The organism is Exiguobacterium sp. s34, assembly GCF_018617435.1.
Lineage (GTDB): Bacteria > Bacillota > Bacilli > Exiguobacteriales > Exiguobacteriaceae > Exiguobacterium > Exiguobacterium aestuarii.
In genome coordinates this window covers 234206-259238 of sequence record NZ_JACSKE010000002.1, presented here as the reverse complement: position 1 = coordinate 259238, position 25033 = coordinate 234206, and the positions used below count along the sequence as shown (strand labels likewise).

General features: G+C 47.9%; 29 protein-coding genes. 26 read left to right on the top strand and 3 right to left on the bottom strand.

Annotated elements, in window-relative coordinates; translation table 11 throughout:
- Positions 1-205 precede the first annotated feature (205 nt).
- The 9 genes from cyoE (at position 206) to KNO87_RS04930 (ending at position 7530) form a co-directional block, all read left to right on the top strand.
- Entirely contained in the window at positions 206-1126 is a 921-nt protein-coding gene (gene cyoE, locus KNO87_RS04970) for a heme o synthase (protein ID WP_214794194.1), read from the top strand.
- A 100-nt stretch (positions 1127-1226) separates the two neighbouring features.
- Positions 1227-2204, top strand: a complete 978-nt coding sequence (gene coxB / locus KNO87_RS04965; protein ID WP_214794583.1) for a cytochrome c oxidase subunit II — start codon at positions 1227-1229, stop codon at positions 2202-2204.
- A gap of 38 nt (positions 2205-2242) precedes the next feature.
- A complete protein-coding gene (gene ctaD / locus KNO87_RS04960; protein WP_214693950.1) occupies positions 2243-4111 on the top strand; it encodes a cytochrome c oxidase subunit I in 1869 nt (622 codons plus the stop codon).
- Positions 4112-4738: a cytochrome (ubi)quinol oxidase subunit III gene (locus tag KNO87_RS04955; protein ID WP_015881284.1), complete on the top strand. Its 627-nt coding sequence runs from the start codon at positions 4112-4114 to the stop codon at positions 4736-4738.
- A 1-nt stretch (position 4739) separates the two neighbouring features.
- Complete coding sequence (locus KNO87_RS04950) at positions 4740-5069, top strand: cytochrome C oxidase subunit IV family protein (RefSeq protein ID WP_214691743.1); 330 nt, start codon at positions 4740-4742, stop codon at positions 5067-5069.
- A gap of 134 nt (positions 5070-5203) precedes the next feature.
- Positions 5204-6127 (top strand): cytochrome c oxidase assembly protein, encoded by a 924-nt coding sequence (locus tag KNO87_RS04945; protein ID WP_214691744.1) that lies wholly within the window; start codon positions 5204-5206, stop codon positions 6125-6127.
- A gap of 24 nt (positions 6128-6151) precedes the next feature.
- On the top strand, positions 6152-6613 hold the full coding sequence (locus KNO87_RS04940; protein WP_214698118.1) for a DUF420 domain-containing protein: 462 nt from the start codon (positions 6152-6154) through the stop codon (positions 6611-6613).
- Between the two features lie 21 nt (positions 6614-6634).
- Complete coding sequence (locus KNO87_RS04935; protein WP_214789047.1) at positions 6635-7249, top strand: SCO family protein; 615 nt, start codon at positions 6635-6637, stop codon at positions 7247-7249.
- Positions 7246-7530 carry a hypothetical protein gene (locus KNO87_RS04930; protein ID WP_260569895.1) on the top strand — a complete coding sequence of 95 codons (285 nt, stop codon included), beginning with the start codon at positions 7246-7248 and terminating at the stop codon, positions 7528-7530. Before KNO87_RS04935 ends, KNO87_RS04930 begins: the two co-directional genes overlap by 4 nt.
- A gap of 66 nt (positions 7531-7596) precedes the next feature.
- Here KNO87_RS04930 and KNO87_RS04925 read toward each other — a convergent pair whose 3' ends face one another.
- Both KNO87_RS04925 and KNO87_RS04920 read right to left on the bottom strand, forming a co-directional pair.
- Positions 7597-7959, bottom strand: a complete 363-nt coding sequence (locus KNO87_RS04925) for a YugN family protein (protein ID WP_015881291.1) — start codon at positions 7957-7959, stop codon at positions 7597-7599.
- Positions 7960-8063: 104 nt separating this feature from the next.
- On the bottom strand, positions 8064-8819 hold the full coding sequence (locus tag KNO87_RS04920) for an ATP-grasp domain-containing protein (protein ID WP_214789041.1): 756 nt from the start codon (positions 8817-8819) through the stop codon (positions 8064-8066).
- A gap of 132 nt (positions 8820-8951) precedes the next feature.
- Between KNO87_RS04920 and KNO87_RS04915 the strand changes: the two genes are divergently transcribed.
- Genes KNO87_RS04915 through KNO87_RS04895 form a run of 5 tightly spaced genes read left to right on the top strand, consistent with a single transcriptional unit; the run spans position 8952 to position 11747 of the window.
- A complete protein-coding gene (locus tag KNO87_RS04915; protein WP_214789038.1) occupies positions 8952-9401 on the top strand; it encodes a YlbF/YmcA family competence regulator in 450 nt (149 codons plus the stop codon).
- Positions 9385-9639, top strand: coding sequence for a YlbG family protein (locus tag KNO87_RS04910; protein WP_353047453.1), 255 nt, complete (start codon positions 9385-9387; stop codon positions 9637-9639). Before KNO87_RS04915 ends, KNO87_RS04910 begins: the two co-directional genes overlap by 17 nt.
- 52 nt (positions 9640-9691) lie before the next feature.
- A complete protein-coding gene (gene rsmD / locus KNO87_RS04905) occupies positions 9692-10258 on the top strand; it encodes a 16S rRNA (guanine(966)-N(2))-methyltransferase RsmD (RefSeq protein WP_214789035.1) in 567 nt (188 codons plus the stop codon).
- Between the two features lie 5 nt (positions 10259-10263).
- Complete coding sequence (gene coaD / locus KNO87_RS04900) at positions 10264-10758, top strand: pantetheine-phosphate adenylyltransferase (RefSeq protein WP_214789032.1); 495 nt, start codon at positions 10264-10266, stop codon at positions 10756-10758.
- Positions 10755-11747 carry a SepM family pheromone-processing serine protease gene (locus tag KNO87_RS04895; RefSeq protein ID WP_214789029.1) on the top strand — a complete coding sequence of 331 codons (993 nt, stop codon included), beginning with the start codon at positions 10755-10757 and terminating at the stop codon, positions 11745-11747. The genes coaD and KNO87_RS04895 overlap by 4 nt, the downstream gene beginning before the upstream one ends.
- On the opposite strand, the gene KNO87_RS04890 is transcribed toward KNO87_RS04895, so the two are convergent.
- On the bottom strand, positions 11726-12856 hold the full coding sequence (locus KNO87_RS04890; protein ID WP_214794192.1) for a tRNA(Met) cytidine acetate ligase: 1131 nt from the start codon (positions 12854-12856) through the stop codon (positions 11726-11728). The genes KNO87_RS04895 and KNO87_RS04890 overlap by 22 nt on opposite strands.
- A 156-nt stretch (positions 12857-13012) precedes the next feature.
- Between KNO87_RS04890 and KNO87_RS04885 the strand changes: the two genes are divergently transcribed.
- The 12 genes from KNO87_RS04885 (at position 13013) to murG (ending at position 25026) form a co-directional block, all read left to right on the top strand.
- A complete protein-coding gene (locus KNO87_RS04885; protein WP_015881299.1) occupies positions 13013-13540 on the top strand; it encodes a YceD family protein in 528 nt (175 codons plus the stop codon).
- 22 nt (positions 13541-13562) lie between these two features.
- A complete protein-coding gene (gene rpmF, locus KNO87_RS04880; protein WP_015881300.1) occupies positions 13563-13736 on the top strand; it encodes a 50S ribosomal protein L32 in 174 nt (57 codons plus the stop codon).
- A 121-nt stretch (positions 13737-13857) separates the two neighbouring features.
- A complete protein-coding gene (locus KNO87_RS04875) occupies positions 13858-14700 on the top strand; it encodes a 2-dehydropantoate 2-reductase (RefSeq protein WP_214794191.1) in 843 nt (280 codons plus the stop codon).
- Positions 14694-15053, top strand: coding sequence for a DUF3397 domain-containing protein (locus KNO87_RS04870; protein WP_214789020.1), 360 nt, complete (start codon positions 14694-14696; stop codon positions 15051-15053). Before KNO87_RS04875 ends, KNO87_RS04870 begins: the two co-directional genes overlap by 7 nt.
- A gap of 24 nt (positions 15054-15077) precedes the next feature.
- Positions 15078-16634: a bacillithiol biosynthesis cysteine-adding enzyme BshC gene (bshC, locus tag KNO87_RS04865; protein ID WP_353047452.1), complete on the top strand. Its 1557-nt coding sequence runs from the start codon at positions 15078-15080 to the stop codon at positions 16632-16634.
- Between the two features lie 159 nt (positions 16635-16793).
- Positions 16794-17726 carry a 16S rRNA (cytosine(1402)-N(4))-methyltransferase RsmH gene (rsmH, locus tag KNO87_RS04860; protein WP_214789018.1) on the top strand — a complete coding sequence of 311 codons (933 nt, stop codon included), beginning with the start codon at positions 16794-16796 and terminating at the stop codon, positions 17724-17726.
- 23 nt (positions 17727-17749) lie between these two features.
- Entirely contained in the window at positions 17750-18112 is a 363-nt protein-coding gene (gene ftsL, locus KNO87_RS04855) for a cell division protein FtsL (protein ID WP_214691757.1), read from the top strand.
- The gene (locus KNO87_RS04850) at positions 18112-20259 is read left to right on the top strand and encodes a penicillin-binding protein (RefSeq protein ID WP_214794189.1); all 2148 of its coding nucleotides are present in this window, start codon (positions 18112-18114) and stop codon (positions 20257-20259) included. The genes ftsL and KNO87_RS04850 overlap by 1 nt, the downstream gene beginning before the upstream one ends.
- Positions 20260-20316: 57 nt before the next feature.
- Positions 20317-21621, top strand: a complete 1305-nt coding sequence (locus KNO87_RS04845) for a UDP-N-acetylmuramoyl-tripeptide--D-alanyl-D-alanine ligase (RefSeq protein ID WP_214794187.1) — start codon at positions 20317-20319, stop codon at positions 21619-21621.
- A 21-nt stretch (positions 21622-21642) separates the two neighbouring features.
- The gene (gene mraY, locus KNO87_RS04840; protein WP_214794185.1) at positions 21643-22602 is read left to right on the top strand and encodes a phospho-N-acetylmuramoyl-pentapeptide-transferase; all 960 of its coding nucleotides are present in this window, start codon (positions 21643-21645) and stop codon (positions 22600-22602) included.
- A gap of 13 nt (positions 22603-22615) precedes the next feature.
- On the top strand, positions 22616-23953 hold the full coding sequence (murD, locus tag KNO87_RS04835) for a UDP-N-acetylmuramoyl-L-alanine--D-glutamate ligase (protein ID WP_214794183.1): 1338 nt from the start codon (positions 22616-22618) through the stop codon (positions 23951-23953).
- The gene (gene murG / locus KNO87_RS04830) at positions 23950-25026 is read left to right on the top strand and encodes an undecaprenyldiphospho-muramoylpentapeptide beta-N-acetylglucosaminyltransferase (protein ID WP_214794181.1); all 1077 of its coding nucleotides are present in this window, start codon (positions 23950-23952) and stop codon (positions 25024-25026) included. Before murD ends, murG begins: the two co-directional genes overlap by 4 nt.
- The last annotated feature ends 7 nt before the right edge of the window (positions 25027-25033 follow it).

Sequence of the window (25033 nt, the reverse complement as noted above, 5' to 3'; positions counted from 1 at the left end):
AAACGTTATTCTAATATTAGTAAGGCACATAAGGTGTGACAAATATCACACTATTGACACAAAAAACTCGCTATTTTACAAGCATAAAGGGCGTATTTTATAAAAAAATATGGTATCTTTGTAGAGAGTTAAGTGTATTTTGTTCATATTGTGTTTTTTCTGTGAAGAGAATGCGAGGATTTCGTGATTATGTGGGGGGGTCAGTATGACAAAAGTCAACCCAGGAATGACCGTAGATGTAGAATATACAGAGTCAACGTCATTCCGAGATTACGTCGCCTTAGCGAAAATGGGAATCGTTCGCGCCAACTTACTGTTGGTATTTGCGGGATTCTTCGTGGCAGCGACGTATCAGAGCGATACGCCAGTCCTTTACTTGTTTGAAGTTTGGCCACAGCTCTTATTAACGATGTTAGGAAGCGCACTCGTGATTTCGGGGAGTTGTTACCTAAACAACTTTGTGGACCGAGATATCGATTACTTAATGGATCGTACGGACAATCGACCGAGTGTAACCGGCAAGATTTCAGGGGAGAAGATTTTACTCCTCGGATTGACACAACTTGCATTAGGAACACTTCTATTGCTCCTTGTATCGTACGTCGCCGCAGTATTCGGTTTAATCGGGGCATTTTTTTATGTCGTGATTTATACGATGTGGCTGAAACGTACGAGTACGCTCAATACAGTCGTCGGTAGTATTTCGGGAGCCGTTCCACCGCTTATCGGTTGGGCAGCACTTGATCCGGCACTTCATATCGATGCGTGGCTCATGTTCCTTGTCATGTTCTTATGGCAACCACCACACTTTTTGGCGCTCGCTATGCGACGTACGGAAGAGTACCGAGCGGCAGGCATTCCGATGCTCCCGGTCGTGAACGGATTTGCCATCACAAAACGGCAAATCATCTGGTGGATTGCGACGCTGATTCCGGCATCGCTCTTATTTATGCATTACGGTCTTGTTTACTTGACAGTCGCAGCCGGTTTAGGGGGCTACTGGTTGTATCTCGGATTGAAAGGATTCAATGCCGAGGATGAAATTAAGTGGGCAAACAAAATGTTCTTTTATTCATTAATTTATTTAGTCGTGTGGATTATCGCGCTGATTTTGACAGCACTTTGATGATTGCACTCACTATATAGAAAACCATTACACATCATTTTGGGAGAAAGTGGGGATTGTTGTGAAATCATTTAAGAAGCTTCTGTTTGGCATCGTCCCGATGATGATGTTCGCAGTCCTGTTGTCAGGTTGCGGTCAAGAGGGATTGTCTGCATTGAAGCCGATGGGAGAAGGGGCTGAGCTTCAGCTCCGTATCATTCTCATCAGTTTGGCGATCATGCTCTTCGTACTCATCATCGTATCGGTCATTTACGTGTACGTGCTCATGAAGTTCCGTCGGAAAGATGAATCGATTCCGAAGCAAGTTGAAGGTAGCAGTACACTTGAGATGATTTGGACAGTCGTTCCGATTATCCTTCTCATCATTCTCGCTGTGCCGACAATCACGACGACTGTCGAACTCGCGAAAGCGAAAGAAGCGAAAAAAGAAGAAGAAATCAACGTTACAGCAAACTTGTACTGGTGGGAATTTGAATATCCAGAAGCAGGTGTTGTGACAGGGCAAGAGCTCGTCATTCCAGTTGGAAAACGAGTCGGCATCAACTTGACGTCAAAAGATGTCATTCACTCATTCTGGGTACCGGCTTTATCTGGTAAGACAGATACGAACCCAGGACTTGATAACGAAATGTGGTTACATGCAAATGAACCAGGTACTTACTACGGGAAATGTGCAGAGCTTTGCGGTCCGTCACATGCCCTTATGGACTTTAAAGTCATCGCGCTCGAGCAAGAAGAATATGATCAATGGCTCGCTGACATGAAAGCTAAGCAAGACGAGAACGGTGAGAAACTCGTCGCAGACAACACGAACTTGACGACAGGTGAGGCAGTGTATGTCGAAAGCTGCTTGAGCTGTCACGGCGGCGGTAAAGTTGCACCAAGTTTAACGAACTTCGGCGATCGTGAATGGCTCGCAGGTTACCTCGAAAACAACGAGGACAACTTGAAAGAGTGGATTCGTGACCCGCAGAAGAAGAAACAAGGGGCTCTCATGCCAGGTTTCAATGAAGGTCAAATCAGCAACGAAGAATTAGACGCACTCGTTGACTTCTTGTATGAGCAGAAGATTGACTAACGGGAAAAGGGGGATTTCACGTGGCACAGACCACTGCAATGCAGCAATCGCGTAAATACAATGGCATCATGGATTGGATTACGACGGTTGACCACAAAAAGATCGGTATTTTGTATTTGTTCTCAGGAATCTTCTTCCTCCTTCTCGGTGGAATTGAAGCATTACTGATTCGTTGGCAACTTGTTAAACCAATGAACGATTTCGTCAGCGGTGAGACATTTAACCAATTGATTACGATGCACGGGACGACGATGATCTTCCTAGCGGCGATGCCGATGCTATTCGGTTTCATGAACGCTGTCGTACCGCTTCAAATCGGGGCACGCGACGTTGCGTTCCCATTCATTAACTCATTAGGTTTTTGGTTGTTCTTCTTCGGTGGAGTCATGCTTAACTTGAGCTGGTTCTTCGGAGCAGCACCGAACGCAGGGTGGACGGCTTACGCACCACTCTCAACACAACCGGAAGCGACAGGGGTAGACTTCTACGCCCTCGGTCTTCAGATTTCAGGTTTCGGTTCATTGATGGCCGGGATTAACTTCCTCGTCACCATCCTGAACATGCGTGCGCCAGGTATGAAACTCATGCGCATGCCGCTCTTCACATGGACGACTTTCGTTGCATCGGCATTGATCGTCTTCGCATTCCCGCCACTTACGGTCGGATTGTTCATGTTGATGTTCGAGCGCCTCTTCGGAGCCGCATATTTTGACCCAGCACTCGGCGGGAACGTTGTCATCTGGGAACACCTTTTCTGGATCTTCGGTCACCCGGAAGTATACATTTTGATTTTACCGGCATTCGGTATTTTCTCGGAAATCATTCCAACATTTGCTCGTAAGCGCCTCTTCGGTTACACGACGATGGTCTTTGCGACAATGCTCATCGGTTTCCTTGGATTCATGGTTTGGGTTCACCACATGTTCACAGTCGGTCTTGGTCCAGTAGCGAACTCGATCTTCGCTGTTGCGACGATGGCGATCGCCGTACCGACCGGTGTTAAAATCTTTAACTGGCTCTTCACACTATGGGGCGGTCAAATCAAATTCAACGTGGCGATGCTCTACTCGGTCGCGTTCATTCCTTCATTCCTCGTAGGTGGGATGACAGGGGTTATGCTTTCAGTCGCACCGGCTGACTATCAGTACCACGACAGCTACTTTGTTGTCGCTCACTTCCACTACGTTATCGTAGGTGGGGTTGTATATGGCCTCTTCGCAGGACTTTACTACTGGTTCCCACTCATGTTCGGAAAAGCACTTTCTGAAAAGCTTGGATACTGGCAGTTCTGGTTGTTCTTTATCGGGTTCCATTTGACGTTCTTCCCGCAACATTTCCTCGGATTGTTCGGTATGCCACGTCGAGTCTTCACGTACCTCGGTGGTCAAGGTTGGGATACGCTCAACATGCTCTCAACAGCTGGAGCATTCTTCATGGGTGTGTCAACGATTGTCTTGCTCATCGCTGTCGTGAAAGCCTTCTTGTCAAAAGAACGCGTCAAACCAGACCACTGGGAAGACGGACGTACGCTTGAGTGGACGCTTCCTGTTCCAACTCCAGAGTACAACTTTGCACAAACGCCACTCGTCAAAGGACTCGATACGTTCTGGCTCGAGAAAATGGCAGGCAACAAACGCGTGTCAGTCGCTGAAGAAGTATCAGATATTCACATGCCGAATAACTCGCTCATCCCGTTCTTCATGTCGCTTGGCCTCTTTATCGCAGGACTCGGTGCCATCTTCCAGATGGATAACACAGTCGTCGGTTGGTCATTGATTGGGTTCGGATTAGCGATGACGTTCGTCTCGATGTTCCTACGTTCTTGGATTGATGATCACGGCTACTACATTCCGAAGTCACAAGTCGAAGCAGACTTGAAAGCGATTCGTGAGAAAGGAGAACAATAAATGGCACATGCAGTTGAAAAACACCCAGTGACCGGTATCCCGGCCAATCCAGAGAAAGCAACGCTGGAAGGGAAAAATAAATATGTGGCCTTCTGGTTCTTCCTTGGTGGAGAGACAGTCCTCTTTGCCTCGCTCTTTGGAACGTACGTTGGTCTCTTGAACTCTGGTGCGCCAGAGGAGTTACGCTCGTATAACATTTTTGAAATGGAGCTCGTCTTCATCATGACGATGCTCCTCCTCACAAGTTCACTGACAAGTGTCCTTGCGATGATGAACATGAAAGCAAACAATCCAGGGCGGATGAAGCTTTGGTTGATTGTGACGCTCCTTCTAGGCGCTGGATTCCTTGGTGCTGAGATTTACGAGTTCATTCACTACTACCACATCGGTCATACGTTCACGTCGAGCGCATTCGGTTCAGCCTTCTACACGCTAGTCGGCTTCCACGGAGCGCACGTCACGTTCGGTCTCCTTTGGATCACGACACTCTTGATTCGTAACTGGAACCGTCCAATCGATGTGTACAACGCACCGAAGTTTTATGTATCAAGTCTGTACTGGCACTTCATCGATGTTGTTTGGGTCTTCATCTTCTCAATCGTCTACCTCTTAGGGATGGTGAACTAATATGGAAAAACGAGCAATGAACGAATCACACAAACAATTAGAGCTTGAAGTAAAAGCAGAATCGAAACGCGAGTATCAGCTTCAATTGATCAGCTTTGCGATGATGATTTTACTCACGTTCGTGGCATTCGGTGCCGTCTATGCGGAACTCATGCCAGTTTGGGCAGCAGGTGGTTTCTTAATCATCTTGGCGGTCATTCAAGTCTTCCTACAGTTGTATATTTTCATGCATATGAATAACCGTGGGAACACATGGATCGTCGGCATGATGTGGTTAGGCATCTTTGTCGCCATCATCACGGTCGCTGCACTACGCTTACTCATTTGGTAATTGTGACAAAGGATTGAACATCTGTGGAAACACGGATGATTCGGTCCTTTTTCCTTTACTTCAAAAATGAATGAATAGTAATCTTGAAGTGAACGGTTTCAAAGGTTAGGGAGAGAAAGAAAAGGGGTGAACGGATGCTCTGGAATACGTCGGAGCTGCTCAATCAATTTGATTGGCTCACGTTATGGAGTCCGCTGTTCGGATTGCTCATGGTCGGGATTTATGTGTTATACGCCGTCGTGACTGAGAGAATGGCGAAGCGAGGATATGCCTCGACCACGTTGTTACAAAAGTTTAGTATGTTGTTTGCGATTGTCTTGTATTATATTGGTTTCGGAAGTCCAATCGATGTATTGGCACATATCATTTTATCTGTGCACATGTTCCAGATGGTGCTCGTCTACATTTTGGCACCGGCACTCGTCGTTTACGGTCTACCGTACTGGGTGTTTGAAAAAGTACTTAGCTTTAAATTCATCGGGCCGACGTTTAAGTTTTTAACAAAGCCACTCATTGCGCTCATTTTATTTAACGCATTGTTCTCGATTTATCACATGCCGGTCGTATTTGACTATGTCTTGACGAACTATGGCGTACACCGCATCTTCCATGGGGCGTTGGTCGTCTTTAGTTTGACGATGTGGTACCCGGTCATCGTTCCGCTCGTCACAGACGAGGAGGAAGGCATGTCCGACTTGAAACGAATGGTATACATTATCGCCAACGGAGTCTTGTTGACGCCAGCCTGTGCGCTGATCATCTTCAGTCAAACGACGCTCTATAACGCGTATACGGACCCGGAGACGTTCGCTAGGGTACTTGGATACTGTCTACCGAATGGTGACGTGTCAGGTATTAATTTAGAGGCGCTCATGGGAGCGACGAACAGTGCGCTCGAAGATCAACGATTCGGTGGAGTCTTGATGAAACTCGGTCAAGAAATCGTCTATGGCTTTTTCTTCGGATGGACGTTCTTCGGTTGGGTTCGCCGTACAAAGTCTCTTGCGTTAGATGAGGGTATGTCATTCACTCCGCAAGAAACGAATGAGAAAAATTAAACAGAACAAAAAGGGGAAACATTGATGAACTATCTTGCCTTAATTAGTGTGTCATTCATCGTCATCAGTGCGATTCTTGTCGCCATCGGATGGGTGATTATCGCAAAAGACCGCAGCAACATCGAGAAACATAAGAAAGTGATGACGGCGGCCGCGATTGCAGCGACGACATTCTTCATCCTTTACGTCTCACGTACCATTTTTGTCGGAAACACAGCATTCGGAGGACCGGATTCTGTAAAACCGTTCTATCTTGGTTTTATGATTTTCCATATCCTACTCGCGACTACGGGTGGTGTCCTCGGGTTGATCACCCTTTATCTCGGTTATAAAAACAAGATTGAGAAGCACCGTAAAATCGGACCGAAAGCATCGGTCGTCTGGTTCTTCACGGCCATTACAGGTGTGACCGTCTATATTCTTCTCTATGTGGCATATGACCCTGGTGAAACGACGAACGTATTCCGCGCAATAATCGGAGGATGATCCATAGAGAGGGAGAGCTGTATGAAACGGAATAGCTATATGACGGTCGGTCTGACCGTCCTGACGCTCGTTGTCATCGGAGTGGCCGTTTATTTTATATTCTTCAATAAAGACGACTTGCCCGTCATCCAAGAGCCGACCCCGTTCACATTGACGAACGCTTTAAATGAAGAGACGTACAATTCTGATAATGGAAAAGTGAAAATTGTCACGTTCTTCTATACGAATTGTCCAGATATTTGCCCGCTCACGTTACGTGATTTCATGAAGCTGGAGAAAGAGTTGAAGGCAGAGGATTTATACGGTTCGGATGTAGAACTCGTTGCGATCACCGTCGACCCGGAAGTGGACACGGTACCCGTACTGAAAAACTATGGGGAAGCGTTCCAGGCGGAGCCTGAAGGATGGAAGATGCTAACGGGAGATCAAGTCGATATCGACCGAATCACTCGTCAGCTGCAATTTTATTATTCGAAGGCGAATAGCGGGTTAGTGACGCATGCGACGACAATGTACGTCATCGACCGTCATCATGATGTTCGCGCCGTCGCTCAGATGGCAACGGCAGGGGATGAACCGGTCGATATCGAATCTATCATGGAGGACGTTAAAGTGCTCGCGAATGAAAAGGAGTGATCACATTGAACGATACGATGGCTGTGATTGGGAATGACTATTCATACGGAGACGTGACGATCGCGGAACGGGCGATTGAAGATTTGATCGCATGTAGCGCCATTGAGTTCGGCTTGAAAGAAGTGAAGGTCGTGTCTCGATCAAAAGACCATTATGATTATCAAATCGTTGCATCATTACCACTCGTCGAGGCAGAGCGATTGTATCGCTATGTTCGAGATCAATTCGACTTATTGCTTGGTCAGGTCGATGTGACGTTGACAATCATTGCAACCAACTAAAAATAAAGCCCATAGAAGCAGTGTGCTTCTATGGGCTTTATTTATGACAAAAAGAAACCCCTTCGCTTATGCAAGGGGTTTGACTTCTAGTGTTTCGGCGAGTGCCTTTAGGCGGCGTTCGCAGTCACGGACGATTTCTTCTGGGAAGACTTCATCGTATTCGACACCGTGTGGGTAATAATGCTTTCCTAAAATCGGTGTGAGCATTTTTACGACAGCGTGACGATCTTCGATTTGACCTTCAATCGCGTATACAGGTAAGCGAAGGTAGAATGTTTCGCCAGTCGATTGTTTCTCATATTTCATATCATACGTGGCACGCTCGTAGTCCCAAGCACCTTCACGGATGAAATGATGATGATCCATGATCGTCTCGAGCAAACCAAAACGGATTTCTTTTCCCTCGATGTGGAACTGCTCAAATTTCATCATAATCCCCCTTTTCGAATAAACCTCATATGTCATCATACCATATTCAAAAACGTTCTTGGAATAACGTGTGTTCAAATTGTGAAAAAAAGATGAACGATTGATCAGCTTAGTGTATTTAAGTATTCCTCGATTTTTTGAGTGAGTTTCACGCCGAGTGGAAGGAGTCCTTCCGAACCGAAAAAGACGTTGAACTCCAAAATATAAAATCCGTCCTCGGTCACGATGACGTCAAACGCTGCGTGATTGATGTGTAACGTATTGGCAATCGATTGAATTTCTTGAACGACGTCTTCCGGAATATCCTCATAAGAGAAGTTTGCTCCTTGGGCGACGTTATTCAAAAAGGCTTCGCTGACACGCCAATAGGAACCAACCACTTCCTCGCCGATGATGATGACCCGTAAGTCACGATCATTCGGGATGAATTCTTGGACGTAGAACGTATCGTGGTTCTCGACATATTCTAACCAGTCTTGATCGTTTTTAATCAACCATACGCCTTGACCCATCGAAGATTTTGCTTTTTTGGCGACGAATGGATAATGAAACTCTTCCAAAACCCGTTCAATCGTATATGGATTTTTTCCGTAAATGAGCGTCTTTGGGATGCGGTGAGGATACGTCGCTTTAAAGGCACGCGTCATCTCGATCTTGTCATGCCCGAGGTGATAAGTCGCAGGTGACGGGAAAATGGCTTTGTTCATCCCGTATATAATGGAATTGACCATCCAATACTCAGGGAACAAGACGAGGTCAGCTTCACGAACTTTATCAAGTTGGTCGTAGTAATATTCAGGCTTTGCATACTCCGTCTTTATACCGGCCGATCGAATCATATTAAAAGAAACTTTTTTCATATACAGACACACATCGTGCGTCTATTCACTTCCTTTCTACATTGAACGCCTTGCGGTCAACTTCAATTATAGTGTGGATTGCTTACATAGGGAAACAATTGTGGTAAAATCATGGCAGAAAGGGTGAGGGGTATGATAATCACTGAACAGACGATTGCCCTGCTCGATCAAACTGAAGAATTGACCGATTTGATTGAAGCAAGCGAATCGTTTCAAACATATATTCAAACGAAAGCGGCACGTCTCGCATCACAAGAAGCAAAGGAAATCGAGCGTGAGTTCTTAAAGATGAAAGAGGACTATGAGTATGTCCAGCGCTTCGGGAAGCATCATCCGGACCACGACCGCATCAAAAAAGAGATGCATCTCATCAAACGTCGCCTCGATGTCCAGCCAGAGATTGCAGCGTTCAAAAAAGCGGAACGAAACTTGGATAAGTTATTAGGGGAAGTGAGTGAACTGTTAGCTCATTCAGTATCTCCTAAAATCAAAGTCCCGACCGGTAATCCATTCTTTGACGAAGGTGGATGTTCTGGAGGGGGCAGTTGCGGAGGAGGCGGAAGTTGTGGATGCGCCGTCTAAGTTGAATGAACGGATCGGTTTCGTCGTCTACGTGAATTCCTTGAAACAAGTGAAAGCGTTAAGACGTTATGCGAATCTGTACTTTGTCTCAAAACGAGAAAAATATGCGTTTCTTTACACGGACCTCGAAGGTCATGAATCCATACTCGAACAAGTGAAGGCATTGCCGTTCGTGGAATCGGTCGTTCGGAGCGAGCGCCCGTTCATTTCCGAAACGTACGAGACAAAATCGAAATAAACAAAAAGATGAAGGTGGCATCACCTTCATCTTTTCTGCTGGAGGGAAAGACATGCGTGTCATATCTGGAGAACGAAAAGGGACCCGTTTAAAGGCGGTCCCGGGAACGGCTACGCGCCCAACGACAGATAAAGTGAAAGAATCGTTATTCAACATCATCGGTCCTTACTTTTCTGGCGGGAAAGCGTTAGACCTATATGCGGGTAGTGGTGGACTTGGGATCGAGGCGTTATCGAGAGGATGCGACGAAGCGATTTTCGTCGACCGTCAACCGAAAGCCGTGCAAACGATTCAAGAAAACTTGCGGGCGACCCATTATGAAGAAAAGGGAAAAATATATCGACAAGATGCCAAAGCGGTACTCGAACAGCTGAAAGGACAGCAGGAACAGTTCAAGCTGATTTTTATGGATCCGCCTTATCACGCGGAAGAGCATGAGGCTTTCTTGCAACTGATTGATGCCTCTGACATGTTGATTGACGTCGGCGTCATTGTATGTGAACACGGAAGTGACGTGACGTTGCCAGAACGTGTGGGACGGTTTGAACGAATTAAAGAACAGCGATACTCAGAGGTGATCACAATCAGCTTTTATGAGTATGCATCGATTGAGGAGTGAAACGAATGAAGCGGATTGCGATTTGCCCGGGAAGCTTTGACCCGATCACAAATGGACATTTAGATATTATCGAGCGGGCAGCGGCCATCTTTGACGAAGTCATTGTCGCCGTCCTTGAAAACTCAAGTAAGGCCCCACTATTTGACGTGGAAGAACGATTAGCACTCATTCGAGATGTGACGACACATCTTCCGAACGTGTCGGCCGATGCGTTCGGCGGACTTCTTGTCGAGTACGCAGCTGAACGAGAAGCAGCAACGATTGTACGAGGACTACGAGCCGTTTCTGATTTTGAATATGAACTTCAAATCGCATCGATCAACAAAAAACTGAATGAAAACGTAGAAACGCTGTTCATGATGACGAACAGTCAATATTCATTCCTAAGCTCGTCCATCGTCAAAGAAGTGGCGAAATATGGCGCGTCAGTCAGTGAGCTCGTACCAGAACAAGTCGAAGTGGCGTTACGCAAAAAATACCAAGTGAGTTCGGGACAATGAAATCGCTAAAAATCGGGATTGGGTTGCTCATCACGGTTCTTCTATTTCTCTTCGTTCCGCTCCCTTATTACATTTCATCACCGGGTGCGGCGACGTCGATTGAAGAATTCCTGACCGTCGTAGGTGGCGAAAAGGACGACGGGGAACTGATGATGGTGACGATTTCCCAACGACGCGCGACGCCATTTTGGCTAGTGGAAAGTTGGGTCACACCGTTCACGGAAGCCAATTTATCCAGTCGCTATTTATATGATGGGGAAAGTGAGGCGGACTACGATCGACGGCAGCAACTTCTGATGGACTCCTCTCAACAAGCGGCAATTCAATATGCGTATGAGCTCGCCGGCAAAGAAGTGACGGTCGACTTTGAAGGGATTTACGTATCGGCACCGATTCCCGGCTCGCTCGCCGCTAACGTGTTAAAGCCAGGCGATATCATTACGGCGATCGACGGGATGTCTTTTGCGACGCGTACTGACTTTTTAAACCGGGTGATGGAATCTGACGCGGGAGATGAGGTCGAGTTGACGATTGAGCGAGACGGAGAAGAACGTGTCGTACAGACGCTGATTCAGCCGATTGACCAAAGTGGTGACCGCGTCGGGATTGGCATTTATGAGCCACTTCCCGTCCAGGAAATCACAGCAGTGCCTGAAGTCGATGTCGCATTGACGAATGTCGGCGGACCGTCCGCGGGAATGATGTTCACGTTAGAGATTTATGACCAATTGACACCGGGCGATTTGGCGAACGGAAAGCGGATTGCTGGTACAGGAACCGTCGATGAGGAAGGAAATGTTGGACCGATCGGAGGCGCATGGCAAAAGATTGTCGCAGCAGAGGAAGAAGGGGCAACAGTCTTCTTCGTTCCAGCCGGCTCCAATTATGAAGAAGCGCTCGAATCACGCGACCGTCTCGACAGTGACATCAAAGTCGTCCCTGTGAAGACGGTCGAAGACGCGATTCGTTATTTGGAAGAGATGAACTGAGGTCGTTGCCGATGTTCGATTAGTGCGTCGTTATGAAGCGGCAGTCGATACGCTTCGGTGACACGCGCCTCGAACTCGAGACGTTCATCGTATTTGCTGAGGAGCGGCAACTCATGTTTCAGATCGCGTAACGCCATGCGACCGATTTCGTTAAAAGCGAGCGGCCTGACGTACGGGACATCGTCAAAACGTGTCGGTACGTCATCTTTTAACCAGTGCAGAAGGACGGACACGAACGCCCGTTGAATCGATGTACGCGTATATCGACGTGTCGAAACGGCTCTGAGGGCAGCGTCAAATGATGTTTCGAGCCCAGCTCGCTTCAGACGTGGTGCAAGAGAAGCATCAATGCCAACGAGTTCGGTCAATGTGTGGAGCGGTAACGTCCGAAGCTTATATTGTAAGACGGGCCAATACAGTTCCCAATGCGTCATCGATTGCGTCCGAAACATCGCTTCAGTGGATGCAGGGACGGCACGAACTTCACCCGTGTCTAAGTAATGGGCACGAATGCCTGTGGCCGACATGACGTCCGTGAGTGAGGTATCATGATAATCTGCACCGAGACGCTTGACCGTATGTAGCTGAATCGTCTTCGCAGCTTTGGCATAATGATAGGCCAAAATATTGTTAGGGCGTGTCAAATCAAAGGACGGATAGACGGTATGAAACGCTCGACTCGAAGCTTGCGCCGATGAATGTCCTTCTTGTAACGCTTGATGGAGTGCCTCTTTATATAGAGGGGACTCTTCGACATTTGATTGAGCAGCGTGAATAATGGCGTCGACGTCACCGCTTTCACTTCCAAACGATAACGTTTGGCAACGAAGTTGTTCTGCAATCGAAACAGCAGACGTGGCAAAACGGTCCGCTCGCTGTACCCCGTACTTGGTAGGCAGTTCGACGACAAGATCGATTGCCCCGCTCTCGACGGCTGCTATAGCCCGTTTCCACTTATCGAAAGAGGCCGGTTCTCCTCGCTGAGTGAACTGTGCACTCATGATGGCAATCATGACATCAGCACCCGTTTCTTGACGTGCAGTTTGCGCTTGATAAAAGTGTCCGTTGTGAAACGGATTGTACTCTGCAATAATGGCCGTCTTTTGCATGATTTACTCCTTTGCATTGTCGTATAGATTGGTGTAAGATGAGTAAGTACGCTTTGGCAAAGCGCCGTCGTCAACTGATTTTAGTGTAAAGAAAAAACATTGACAAAACAAGTTGGCCTATCTATAATTCATATTGTTGCAATTGAGGTGATTCGGATGAAATGGTCTATTGCACAGCTACTTAAGCTCCGAAACCAGGGTGACGGTTTTACGATCGATGAGATGGTAGAACTACCAGAGCTGACTCAGCTCCATCCGGATATCCGTTCGATTCGCCCGGTGCATGTGCACGGGGATGCATCGTTCACATCTAATCAAGTTACATTCAATCTGAAGATTCAAGGTGATCTGACGTTGCCAGATGCGCGAACGTTAGAAGACGTCACTTATGAATTCGATATTGAATCGCTCGAGCCTTTCTTTTTGGAGAATGGGCGTTATACGGAGCAATTCGATGACGTGAATTTGCCAGAAGGAAATACGATCAGTCTTGTGCCGATCGTAAAAGAGCTCATCATGTTAGACGTCCCGATGCAAGTTTACGGGAACGAAACAGACAAAACTCAGGTTGAAGGAGAAGGCTGGACGCTTACTGACGAACAGCCCGAAGCCCAACCAAAAATTGACCCGCGATTCGCGGGACTGGCCGACCTGTTCTCGAAAAAAGAGAACGAGGAAGGTTAACTTTTCAAGGAGGTGGACAACGATGGCAGTACCATTCCGTAGAACGTCGAAAACTCGCAAACGTCTTCGTCGTACTCACTTCAAACTCAACGTACCTGGTATGAACGAGTGCCCGAACTGTGGCGAAATGAAACTTTCACACCGTGTTTGCAAATCTTGCGGACATTATAACGGTAAAGAAGTGACAAGCAAATAATGCGAGAAGAAGTGACCTGACATCAGGTCGCTTCTTTTTTTGTTTGTCATTTTTGGGTCATGACGAGAAGATGTGGTAAACTTTTTGTGCGAAAATAGTTCTAATCAGGAGGAAAGCATGTATGAACTCCATTAAACGGATTGGCATCATCGGGAACGGGGCGGTCGGACTATTGATGGCATCCTTGCTCGCTGATGATTATGAGGTGACGGTATACGCACGAAACGCATCGTCTGACGCACATCTCTCCATCACGCGAACTGGCGTGACGAGCGGCTCGGCACGTGTGTCGCTTCAATCTAGCACGACGTTACAAGAGACTGACCAGGATCTCTTTTTTGTCACGACGAAAGCTCACCAAGTCGAACAGGCGACGGCACGACTCTCCGGAGCGGTTCCGGTGTTCATTTGTTCGAACGGCATTGCCCATCTAGACTATGCGAAACGTCATGGGTTTCATTTAGGTGTCGTCGAGCATGGGGTGACGAAACAAGGGGACGTGATCGAGCATCGAGGGCTCGGTCGTATACGAATCGGGAGTATGACAGGCCTCCTTCCGATCACACTTCAAGATAGTCCGCTCCAGGTCATCTGGGAAGATGACATCGAACAAGTCGTCGTCGAAAAACTGTTCGCAAATGCGATTATCAATCCGATCACAGCGTTGTGCCGTGTTCCGAATGGGGCGCTCGCGAACGCACCCTATCGTGAGATTGCGCATTCCATTTATGAAGAATTGACGCCTTTATTTTCAAAGCGTGTCTCGTATTCGTATATCGAGTCCATCATCGAGCGTACTGCGGAGAATCGTTCTTCCATGTTGCGTGATCTTGAGGAAGGTAGGCCGACAGAGGTGGATGCCATCTTGAAACCTGTCATGGAGAAAGCTGAACAAATGAAGATTTCACTTACCGTTATTCCATTGCTACATAAACTGATTATAGGAGCGAGCGCATCGTGTTAGTGTATATCGTTTCATTTCCACTCATCTTATGGTTTATGGTGTATATGATACTTAGAAAAATTATGCCGAAATCAATCAACTCATTCAAACTCGCATGTGATGCCGGAGTCGTACTCTGGTTTTATGCTTGTGGGGTTTTACTTGAGGCCATCGTCGGGACGGAAATGTTTCTTCTATTGCTTGCGGCCTGCTGTGCCATCTTTCCGATCAATGCGATCTGGCAACGGGTTCGATATGAGGAAGTATTGTTCACAAAGATGTTCGTCCATGGCTGGCGTCTCCTCTTTTTACTCCTAGTCCCGACGCATGCCATTTTATTTGCGATCGGCGTGGCTCAAGAAATGATTCGTTGATTGATTGAAAGGAAGTTGTTATACGTGAAGGTAGAAGCATTTGATGCCCTATATGCACCCACATCTCCGATGATCCAAATCGAGCAAGGGTATGGTCGTTGGCTCGATTATCGAGGCATGGATGAGGTCGAGGAGCGTGCAAGAGAAATTGCAGGACGTTCGTACGACCATCTGCATGAGCTCGTCCAAATTTTAAAACAGCAACAACGGCAGTTCGGGGAACTATCGGAACGTTTATCAGCGAATCTCGATTTACTCGAACAGCGGGAAGCATATGTCATGGTGACCGGGCAACAAGTCGGTGTGTACGGTGGACCCTTGTTCGCTGTATATAAATTGATGGCGGTCATCAAACGAGCGAAAGAAGCGGAAGCAAAGCTCGGTAAACCCGTCCTTCCGATTTTCTGGATGGCGACGGAAGATCATGACTTCGCGGAAATCAATCACGTCTTCACGACACAGACGTTTTCGAGAACTTTAAAGAAAGACGCCTTGTCGACGCTTCCGCTAGCAGGGAAAGCATCTGTCGGGGAGCTCGAATTCGATCGCGTGAAGCTCGAGCTTGTGCAAATGGCGCAGCGGTTGCTGTTGAATGAGACGGAGACACCGCATACATCACGTCTGTACCATGCGTTGATCGAACTCATACAAGGGAGTCATTCGTTCGCTCAGTTTTTCGGAGGGATGATGCGTCGTTTCGTAGGGAACGACTTCTTATTATTTGATCCGCACGCAAAAGACGTACGCGCGCTTGAACGCCCGATGTTCCGTCGGCTCATCGAGCAACATGATGCATTGCATCTAGCACTTGAGGACGCTTTTGAAGACGGAATGCCGGCAGTCGAGTTAAACAAAGAGGCGGCGCATCTGTTTTATCATGACGGCACACGTGAGTTGCTCACCAAAACTGACGGGGTGTACACGACGAAACGTGGTCATCGATTCACGGAAACCGAATTGCTCCGTGAAATTGAGGCACACCCCGAACGCTTTTCGAATAACGTGGTCTCCAGGCCGCTCATGCAAGACTATTTGTTCCCTACGCTCGGCTATGTAGCGGGTCCTGGGGAAATCGCCTATTGGCTACAACTCCGTCCGTTATTCCACGAACTCGGATGGAAGATGCCGTTACTCTTGCCACGTCTCGGTGGTTTGATCGTCTCGAGTAACGACGAAAAGAAATTAAGACAAGAGAGCGTCACGCTAGAGGAATATATGAAACGGCCGTTACCTGACCATCCGTTTGATGATGAGGCGTTTGAAGCGAAGTTGTACGCGTATCGGACACTCACGGAGGCGGTTAGTCAGGAAGCTCGCAGCCACGGAAGACGATTTGAATCGAAGTCGAGACACGTTCTCGAACGTTTGGCAGATGAGATGCGTGCCGAGGCGAAACGTGATCAATATCGATTGAACGCGCGCCGTATTCATCTTTCGACTCGACTATTCCCGATGGATGCACCTCAAGAGCGTATTTTATCGATGGTTCCGATGTTGAATCGTCATGGATTAGACATCTTCGAGCGGATGAAACACGCATATGAGCAATCGGATACAGAACGATGTTTGTTCAAGGTATAACCTTTTTTTGAACAGCTCTTGACATTTGTCAGGAGCTTTTTTTTGTTGTTACCTTTTTGTTTCCTCTTTTCGCTAAAAACCTGTACGGACCTTGACATTTTTATGATAAAGTAAGTGTAATAAAACAGTTGAAATTTGTAGGTTGAGAGGGTTTTTTGAATGTTTGAGCATGAAACGGTTTTAAAAATGGAGTCCATTGAGGGATTGAACATCAAGCCAGATGGGGTATATGTGGACTGTACGTTAGGTGGAGCGGGTCATAGTGAAGAAATCGCAAAGCGTCTAACGACGGGCCAACTATATGCGTTCGACCAAGATGACGTCGCACTTGCGCATGCGAAAGAGCGATTGGCTCCTTATGAAGGCCGTGTGACGTTTATAAAGAGCAACTTCGTTCACTTGAAAGAAGAACTCGCACAACATGGCGTGACAAAAGTGGACGGCGTCCTATTCGACTTAGGCGTTTCTTCGCCACAGCTTGATGAGGCGGAGCGTGGATTCAGTTATAACTACGACGCACCGCTTGATATGAGAATGGACCGCTCGCGAGAGTTTTCAGCCTATCATGTTGTGAATGAATGGTCGTTTGGCGAACTTGCTCGTATTTTCTTTACATACGGGGAGGAAAAGTTTTCGAAACAAATCGCACGAAAGATTGAGCAAGCGCGTGCCGATAAACCGATTGAGACGACGTTTGAGCTTGTCGACTTGATTAAAGAAGCGATTCCTGCACCAGCAAGACGAAAAGGTGGTCATCCAGCGAAGAGAACGTTCCAAGCGATTCGAATCGCCGTCAATGACGAGTTGAACGTATTCGACCGGGCCGTTCAAGATGCGATTGACTTACTCGCATTAAACGGACGCATCTGTGTCATTACGTTCCATTCGTTAGAAGATCGCATTTGTAAACAAGTGTTTAAAGAACGGAGCCAACACCCGCCGTTACCGCCAGGATTGCCAGTCATCCCGAAAGAGTTCGAACCTGAACTCAAGTTGATCACGCGCAAACCGATTGTGGCGAGCGAGGGAGAACTCGAAGATAACCGTCGTTCACGCTCGGCAAAACTGAGAGTGGCCGAAAAACAAAAATAATCACTTTGTAGGAGGGATACCTGATGCCAGAAGCTGCCCGTAAGGCGTTGCAGCCTCAAGTTACACCGAATCGAAATCCGATTCCGCAAGAACGACCAATACCTGCTCCAAAACGACGCACGTTGACCTTGTTTGAATCGATCCTGTATCCAGTGATGATTGGTTCAGTGGTCATGTTCGGTGGCATCACGGTGTCAAAACACAACGAAGCGTATAACATTATGCGTGACACGGCAGCCGTCAACCAGCAGGTGAATGGGGTTGCAAAAGAAAACGAAGAACTGAAGTATGAAATCGCCCAACTAAGCTCGCCAGAAAGAATTTACGCGATTGCCGAGAAACTCGGAATGAAATTCAATGAGAAGAACGTCAAGGTGATTGATTGATGAATTCTCTACAACAGAGTAAAAAAAGAGTGGCGTGGGTAGCGATTGTCTGCTTCACCCCGCTCTTTTTATTTTTTGTCGGATGGTTTCTTTACTTGTCGGTCACGCATACATATAAAGGCGAGAATATGTTGGCGTTCGCTGAGGAACAGCGATGGAAGGCAGTCAGTACGTTAGAGGCCGAACGAGGCGAGGTATACGACCGTTTCGGTCAACCGATCGCCATCAACATTCCATCGTATCGACTCGTCGCCGTGTTAAAACTTGGCGGTGAGCGGGTCGATGGGAAGACGCTCATGCCTAATGAGTTTGAAGAAGCGGCGAAACAACTTGCGACCGTTCTTCCGATGGCAGAAGCCGACATCTTGAAACGACTCGAACAAAATGTCGACCGTGGTCAAATCGAGTTTGGCGTTCCCGGTCGCGATTTGACCGTTGAACAAAAAGAAGAAATCGAAGCGTTCGAACTCCCAGGAATCACGTTCGTCGAGGAGCCGAAGCGTTATTACCCGAATAAAGTATTCGCATCTTCCGTCATCGGTTATGCGCAAAAGATTGACCAAAACGGTCGCATCGAGCTCGTCGGTGAACTTGGTATCGAAAAGTCGCTTAACGACATTTTAAGTGAGTCGTACGGCTTGTATCGATTTGAAAAAGATTTGGCCGGCCGTGAGCTCGTCTCGAGTGACGAACAATTAAAAATCGAGCCGGAAGACGGGGCCGACGTACAATTGACGATCGACCACCGGATTCAACAGCTACTCGAGACGAAGATGAATGAGCTGTATGAGGAATATGAACCGAAGAACGCGACGGCCATCATCATGGACCCGAAAACAGGTGAGATCATCGCCTTATCGGACCGTCCTTCATTCGACCCGAACACGCGTGAAATTTCTTCATATAGTAACTTCTCGGTCTCGTCACGCTTTGAGCCAGGGTCGACGATGAAAATTTTCACATTAGCGGCCGCAATCAACGAAGGTGTGTACAACCCGAACGAGCTGTATAAGTCAGGCTCGTACAAATACGGCAAGACGGTATTCAATGATTACAACATTACCGGATGGGGTACCATTCCTATGGTAGAAGGCGTTTGGCACTCATCGAACGTTGCGTTCTCAATTTTAGCGAACGAACGCCTCGGTCTCAGCCGTTATGAAGATTACTTTAAAGCGTTCAAGTTCGATCAACGGACTGGTATCGATTTACCGGGCGAGGTAAACAGCCAATTCGACTTCGAGAGTCCGATGAACGTCTTGATCACGGCTTGGGGACAATCGACCGCGGTGACGCCGATGCAAATCTTACAGGCGACATCTGCGATTGCGACCGATGGCACGATGAAGCAACCGCATGTCATTAAGAAGATTGTCAACAGTGAAACCGGTGAGACGATTCGGACGACGAATCCGAAAGAGGTCGGCCAACCGATCACCGCTGAGACCGCGAAAAAGACGCGTGAAGCGCTTGACGGTGTCGTCAACAGTGATGTAGGGACTGGGCAATTGTACGCGTTAGACAACTATCAAGTGGTCGGAAAGACCGGTACCGCGCAAATCGCTGAGAACGGGAAGTATTTGAGTGGACAATACATTCACTCATTCGTCGGGATGGCACCAGAAGACGACCCCGAACTCGTCATGTATATCGCTGTCGATCGACCGAACAGTGACTCGTCGACAACCGGACCACGCATCATGGCGCCACTCTTTAAAGATGTGATGGATGTCGCGTTACGTTACCGGAGTGTCGAGCCTGAAAAGCAAGAAAAAGCGGTCGAGGCCTCGACAAAGACAACGTCATCTTATATCGGTAATAACCGTGAGGATGCCGTAAAAGAGGCGACTGACAGTTCGTTCAACCCGATCGTTTTAGGTGACGGGGATGAAGTGACGGCACAGAGCCCTGTAAAAGGACAATCTTACGTCGTCGGTGAACGACTGTTGCTAAAAACGAGTAATTCGTTTACGATGCCAACATTAAAAGGGTGGTCGTTACGTGATGTGAAACGCTTGGCGACGCTTTATCAATTAAATTTAAAAATCGATGGTACCGGATTTGTCACATCGCAATCGATTGGCAAAGGGAAACCTGTCAAGACCGGCGCCTCCTTGAAAGTGAAATTGGAGACACCATCGAATTAACGCACGAGATGAAGAGGGCTGCGGCTCTCTTTTCCTATGTATGAGGAGGAAGTTTGAATGGAACAACTGACAGTTCAAAAATTAGCGTCATGGTTTGGAATTAAAGTGGATGACGAGCGTCTCGTCGAACGTGTCGCCACGGATTCTAGAGATGCAAATGAGGCCGGGCTATTCGTGCCGATTGTCGGGGCACGTGTTGACGGTCATGACTACATCGAAGCAGCAATCGAGAAAGGGGCCATCGTGACGTTCTGGGAAGAAGGTCGCCCTCAACCGGACAATGTGTTCGTCATTCCGGTCAAGTCGACGGTCGAAGCTTTGCAAACCGCCGCTGCCCGCTATTTAGAGGAAATCCATCCGCTTGTGGTTGCCATTACCGGTTCGAACGGAAAAACGTCTACCAAAGACATGATCGCCGTCGTACTAGAAGAAAAATTCAAGACGCATAAGACGGCTGGCAACTTTAATTCAGATGTCGGTCTACCGCTTACCGTCCTCAGAATGCCGCGCGATACGGAAGTGGCCGTATTAGAAATGGGCATGAACGGATTCGGTCAAATCGAGCAATTATCGAAGCTTGCCAAACCGGACGTGGCGTTTGTGACGAACATCGGTGAATCTCATGGAGAACAAGTCGGTGGGCGTTCCGGTATCGCGAAAGCGAAACTTGAAATCAAGGCTGGTCTGAAACCGGACGGACGATTGATCGTCGATGCAGACGAGCCGCTCCTTGACGGTCAAGGCTATCGAGTCGGATACGATGAGACGGCTGACGGGAAAATCGAAGTGGTCGAGACGACGTTCGAAGCATCCATCTTTAAATATAACGGTGACTTATATGAGTTGAAGGTACTCGGTGCCCATCAAATCCGAAACGCAGCTTATGCGATTGCATGCGGTCTCGAGTTCGGACTCGATCATGCGATGATTCAACGTGGTCTTGATCGAATCAAATTGACGACGATGCGAATGGAGAAGCAGATGTTCGGTGAAGCACATCTCATCAACGACGCTTACAATGCAAGTCCGACATCGATGATCGCAGCGATTGAGACGATCAAATCACTCGAAGGGTTCAAAAAGCGCGTGCTCGTGCTTGGAGATATGTATGAGCTTGGAACGGATGAACAAATGCAACATACACAAGTGGGGGCTGTCGTGACGTCTCCGGTGACGGATTGTATTCTCGTCGGCGAAAAAGCAAAATGGATTGCGGATGGGATTCAAGATACGCGCGTGAACGTCACGCTTGTCCCGAATGTTGAGGAAGCGAAGGCACTCCTTCATCGTTATCAACGACCGGATACTGTGGTATTGTTAAAGGCATCTCGAGGACTGGCGCTTGAGCGTCTCGTTCAATAAATAGAGTAGTGAGGTAGCAACATGTTAATTAGTTTAATCGTATTGATCAGTGCATTATTAAGTGTCTTAATCGTCATGCCGCGAGCCATTCCGGCATTGCGTCAATTGAAATTTGGACAAGAGATTCGTGACGAAGGTCCGGGTTGGCACCAGAAGAAATCAGGTACGCCGACGATGGGCGGAATCGTCATCTTGCTCGCCATTTTAGTCGGCTTTATCGTCTCCGTCATCTTCGGGGAAGCCGTCGCCGGATTCGGGACACTTCTATTCGTGACGATGGCGTTCGGGGTAATCGGATTTTTAGATGATTACATCAAAGTCGTCAATAAACGAAACCTTGGCTTGACGTCTCTACAGAAGTTGATTGGTCAAATCGTCGTCTCCGTCTTGTTCGCCTGGTTCTTGTCACTTGGTGGGGAACTCGATACATCGATTTCGATTCCGTTCACATCCGTTTCATTTGATACAGGATGGTTCTATATCGCCATCGTCATTTTCTGGCTCGTCGGATTCTCAAATGCCGTCAACTTGACGGACGGTCTAGATGGTCTCGTCTCATTCTCAGCCATTCCGACGTTCACGTTCTTTGGTATTTATGCGCTCGCACAAGATGAGCTCGGGATTGCCTGGTTCGCATTCGCCGTTGTCGGTGCTTTGATTGGGTTCCTCGTCTTTAACAAATATCCGGCTAAGATTTTCATGGGCGATACAGGCTCTCTCGCGTTAGGCGGGGCTGTCGCTGGACTCGCACTCATGTTGAAGCTTGAGTTGCTTCTCGTTTTTGTCGGAATCATTTTTGTCATCGAGACATTGAGTGTCATCTTACAAGTCCTTTCGTTCAAAACGACAGGGAAGCGTATCTTTAAAATGAGTCCGATTCATCACCATTTCGAAATGGTTGGATGGTCGGAATGGCGCATCGTCCTCACGTTCGGTGGCATCAGTTTAATTACAGCAGGTTTATCATTACTACTCATGTAAAAGGGTGAGACAGATGGAAAAGCAATGGCACGGTAAAAAAGTTCTCGTCCTCGGTGCCGCTAAGAGCGGGATTGCAGCGGCGACGTATTTGCATCATGCGGGAGCGGATGTGACGATTAATACGGGTAACATTCCACCCGAAGACGAACAAGAAAAAATTCAAGCACTCGGGATAAAATCAGTGTTTAACGAACACCCAATCGGTTTATTGAGTGAAGCAGACCTGATTGTCAAAAATCCAGGGATCCCGTACCACATTCCGTTACTTCAAGAAGCGATGTCGCGTGAGATTCCAATCTACACGGAAGTCGAGCTCGCTTATTTGGCAACGGAGGCAGAATTCGTCGCCATCACAGGGTCGAACGGGAAGACGACGACAACGACGCTCGTCTATGAGTTGCTCAAAGGCGGAGATCGTCCGGTTCATCTTGCGGGAAACATCGGATTCCCGGCAATCGAGGTCGCGGCAGAAGCGAAGGCGGGCGAATTGATTGTCATTGAATTGTCGAGTTTTCAGTTGATGGGCGTCGAGTCGTTCCATCCGCGTTCGGCAGCATTGCTTAATCTATCAGAAGCCCATCTTGACTATCACGGTGATTTTGACGCATATGCAGACGCAAAAGGAAATCTGTTCCGCAAAATGACGTCTGACGACCAAGTCGTCGTTAAAGTGACAGACGCCGAAGTGATGAAACGTGTCCCGACTCAGCTCGAGCCGAGCACGTTCAGTTTTGAGCGAGGAGACGCTTCCGTAGTGGATGGTTGGGTCACGGTGCGTGGTGAGCGAGTCATTCGCGTGAACGAATTGGCATTAGGTGGTGCCCATAACGTCGAGAACGTGCTCGCGGCGCTTCTGTTAGTCGAGCCGTTTGATCTTCCGAAAGCACACGTCGAGCGTGTGTTACGAAACTTTGGAGGCGTCGCGCATCGGACTGAAAGTTTAGGTGACGTCCTTGGACGTGCCGTCTACAATGATTCAAAAGCGACGAATAATGTCGCGGCGGAGGCAGCGTTACGAGGATTTGACGCTCCGATTGTGTGGCTCTGTGGAGGACTCGAACGGGGTGCGGACTTATCTTCGCTCGTGCCGGCCCTTTCAAATGTGAAAGCTGTCGTTGCATACGGTGAGACGAAAGAGCGTTTTAAAGCGCTCGGGGAGTCTCAACAAATCCCATCATTCACTGTCGAGACGTTAGCAGACGCCGTCCCACTCGCGTTTGAGCAATCTGAGGCGGGAGACGTCATTCTCTTATCTCCTGCTTGTGCAAGTTGGGATCAATTTAAGACGTTTGAAGAACGAGGCGAACAGTTTGTTCATTTCGTTCGCGCATATGAGGAGGCGAACCGATGAAAATCATGATTTCTGGTGGGGGTACCGGTGGTCATATTTATCCGGCCCTCGCGTTGATCGAGACGTTACAAAAACGTCACCCTGATTTACAGGTACAATACGTTGGAACGGAGAATGGGTTAGAAGCCGATCTCGTCCCAAGAACAGGGGTCCCGTTTAAATCAATCCAAATCGCTGGGTTGAAGCGGTCTCTCTCACTCGAGAACTTGAAGACGGCATATTGGTTTTTGAAAGCGGTGCGTTCTCTTAAAAAAGATATGGCAGCATTCAAACCGGATGTTGTCATCGGGACGGGCGGATTCGTGTCCGGACCAGTCGTTTATACGGCGCAACAGCTCGGTATCCCGACAATTTTACATGAACAAAACAGCATCCCGGGATTAACGAACAAGTTTTTATCGAAGAAAGCGGATCGGGTCGCCCTTTCCTTTAAAGGGTCCGATGTTCATTTCCCTGATGCGAACGTTCGTTTGATTGGGAACCCGCGTGGGAGTGAAGTGCTACAAACAAAAGTTGATGTAGCAGCTGTTCGTGAACAGTATAAGTTAGACGAACGACCAATCGTATTGATTTACGGAGGGAGCCGTGGCGCCGAAGCGATCAACCGTGCCGTCATAGAGGCCATCCCGGCGCTGTCAGACTTACCGATCAACGTACTTTACGTCACCGGGAAGGTCCATTATGAATCTGTGACGAAAGAAGCGCCAACTTCTGAAAATGTCCACATTCATCCGTACGTCTATGATATGCCATCCTTGCTTGCTTGTACGTCACTCGTCATCTCGCGTGCAGGAGCCTCGACGATTTCTGAATTGATCGCACTCGGGTTGCCAAGTGTTTTAATTCCGAGTCCATACGTGACGGCAGACCACCAGACGAAAAATGCCTCTGCTCTTGTCGAGAACGGAGCGGCTTTACTCGTAAAAGAAGAGTCGTTGACTGGTGAGACGCTCGTCGAAGCGATTCGTCAAGTGCTCGGTCGACAAGAGGAGATGGCGAACGCATCCCGTGCCCTCGGATTCCCAGACGCGTCGGATGCGCTAGCCGACCTAGTAGAAGAAGTCATTCGATAAAGGAGTA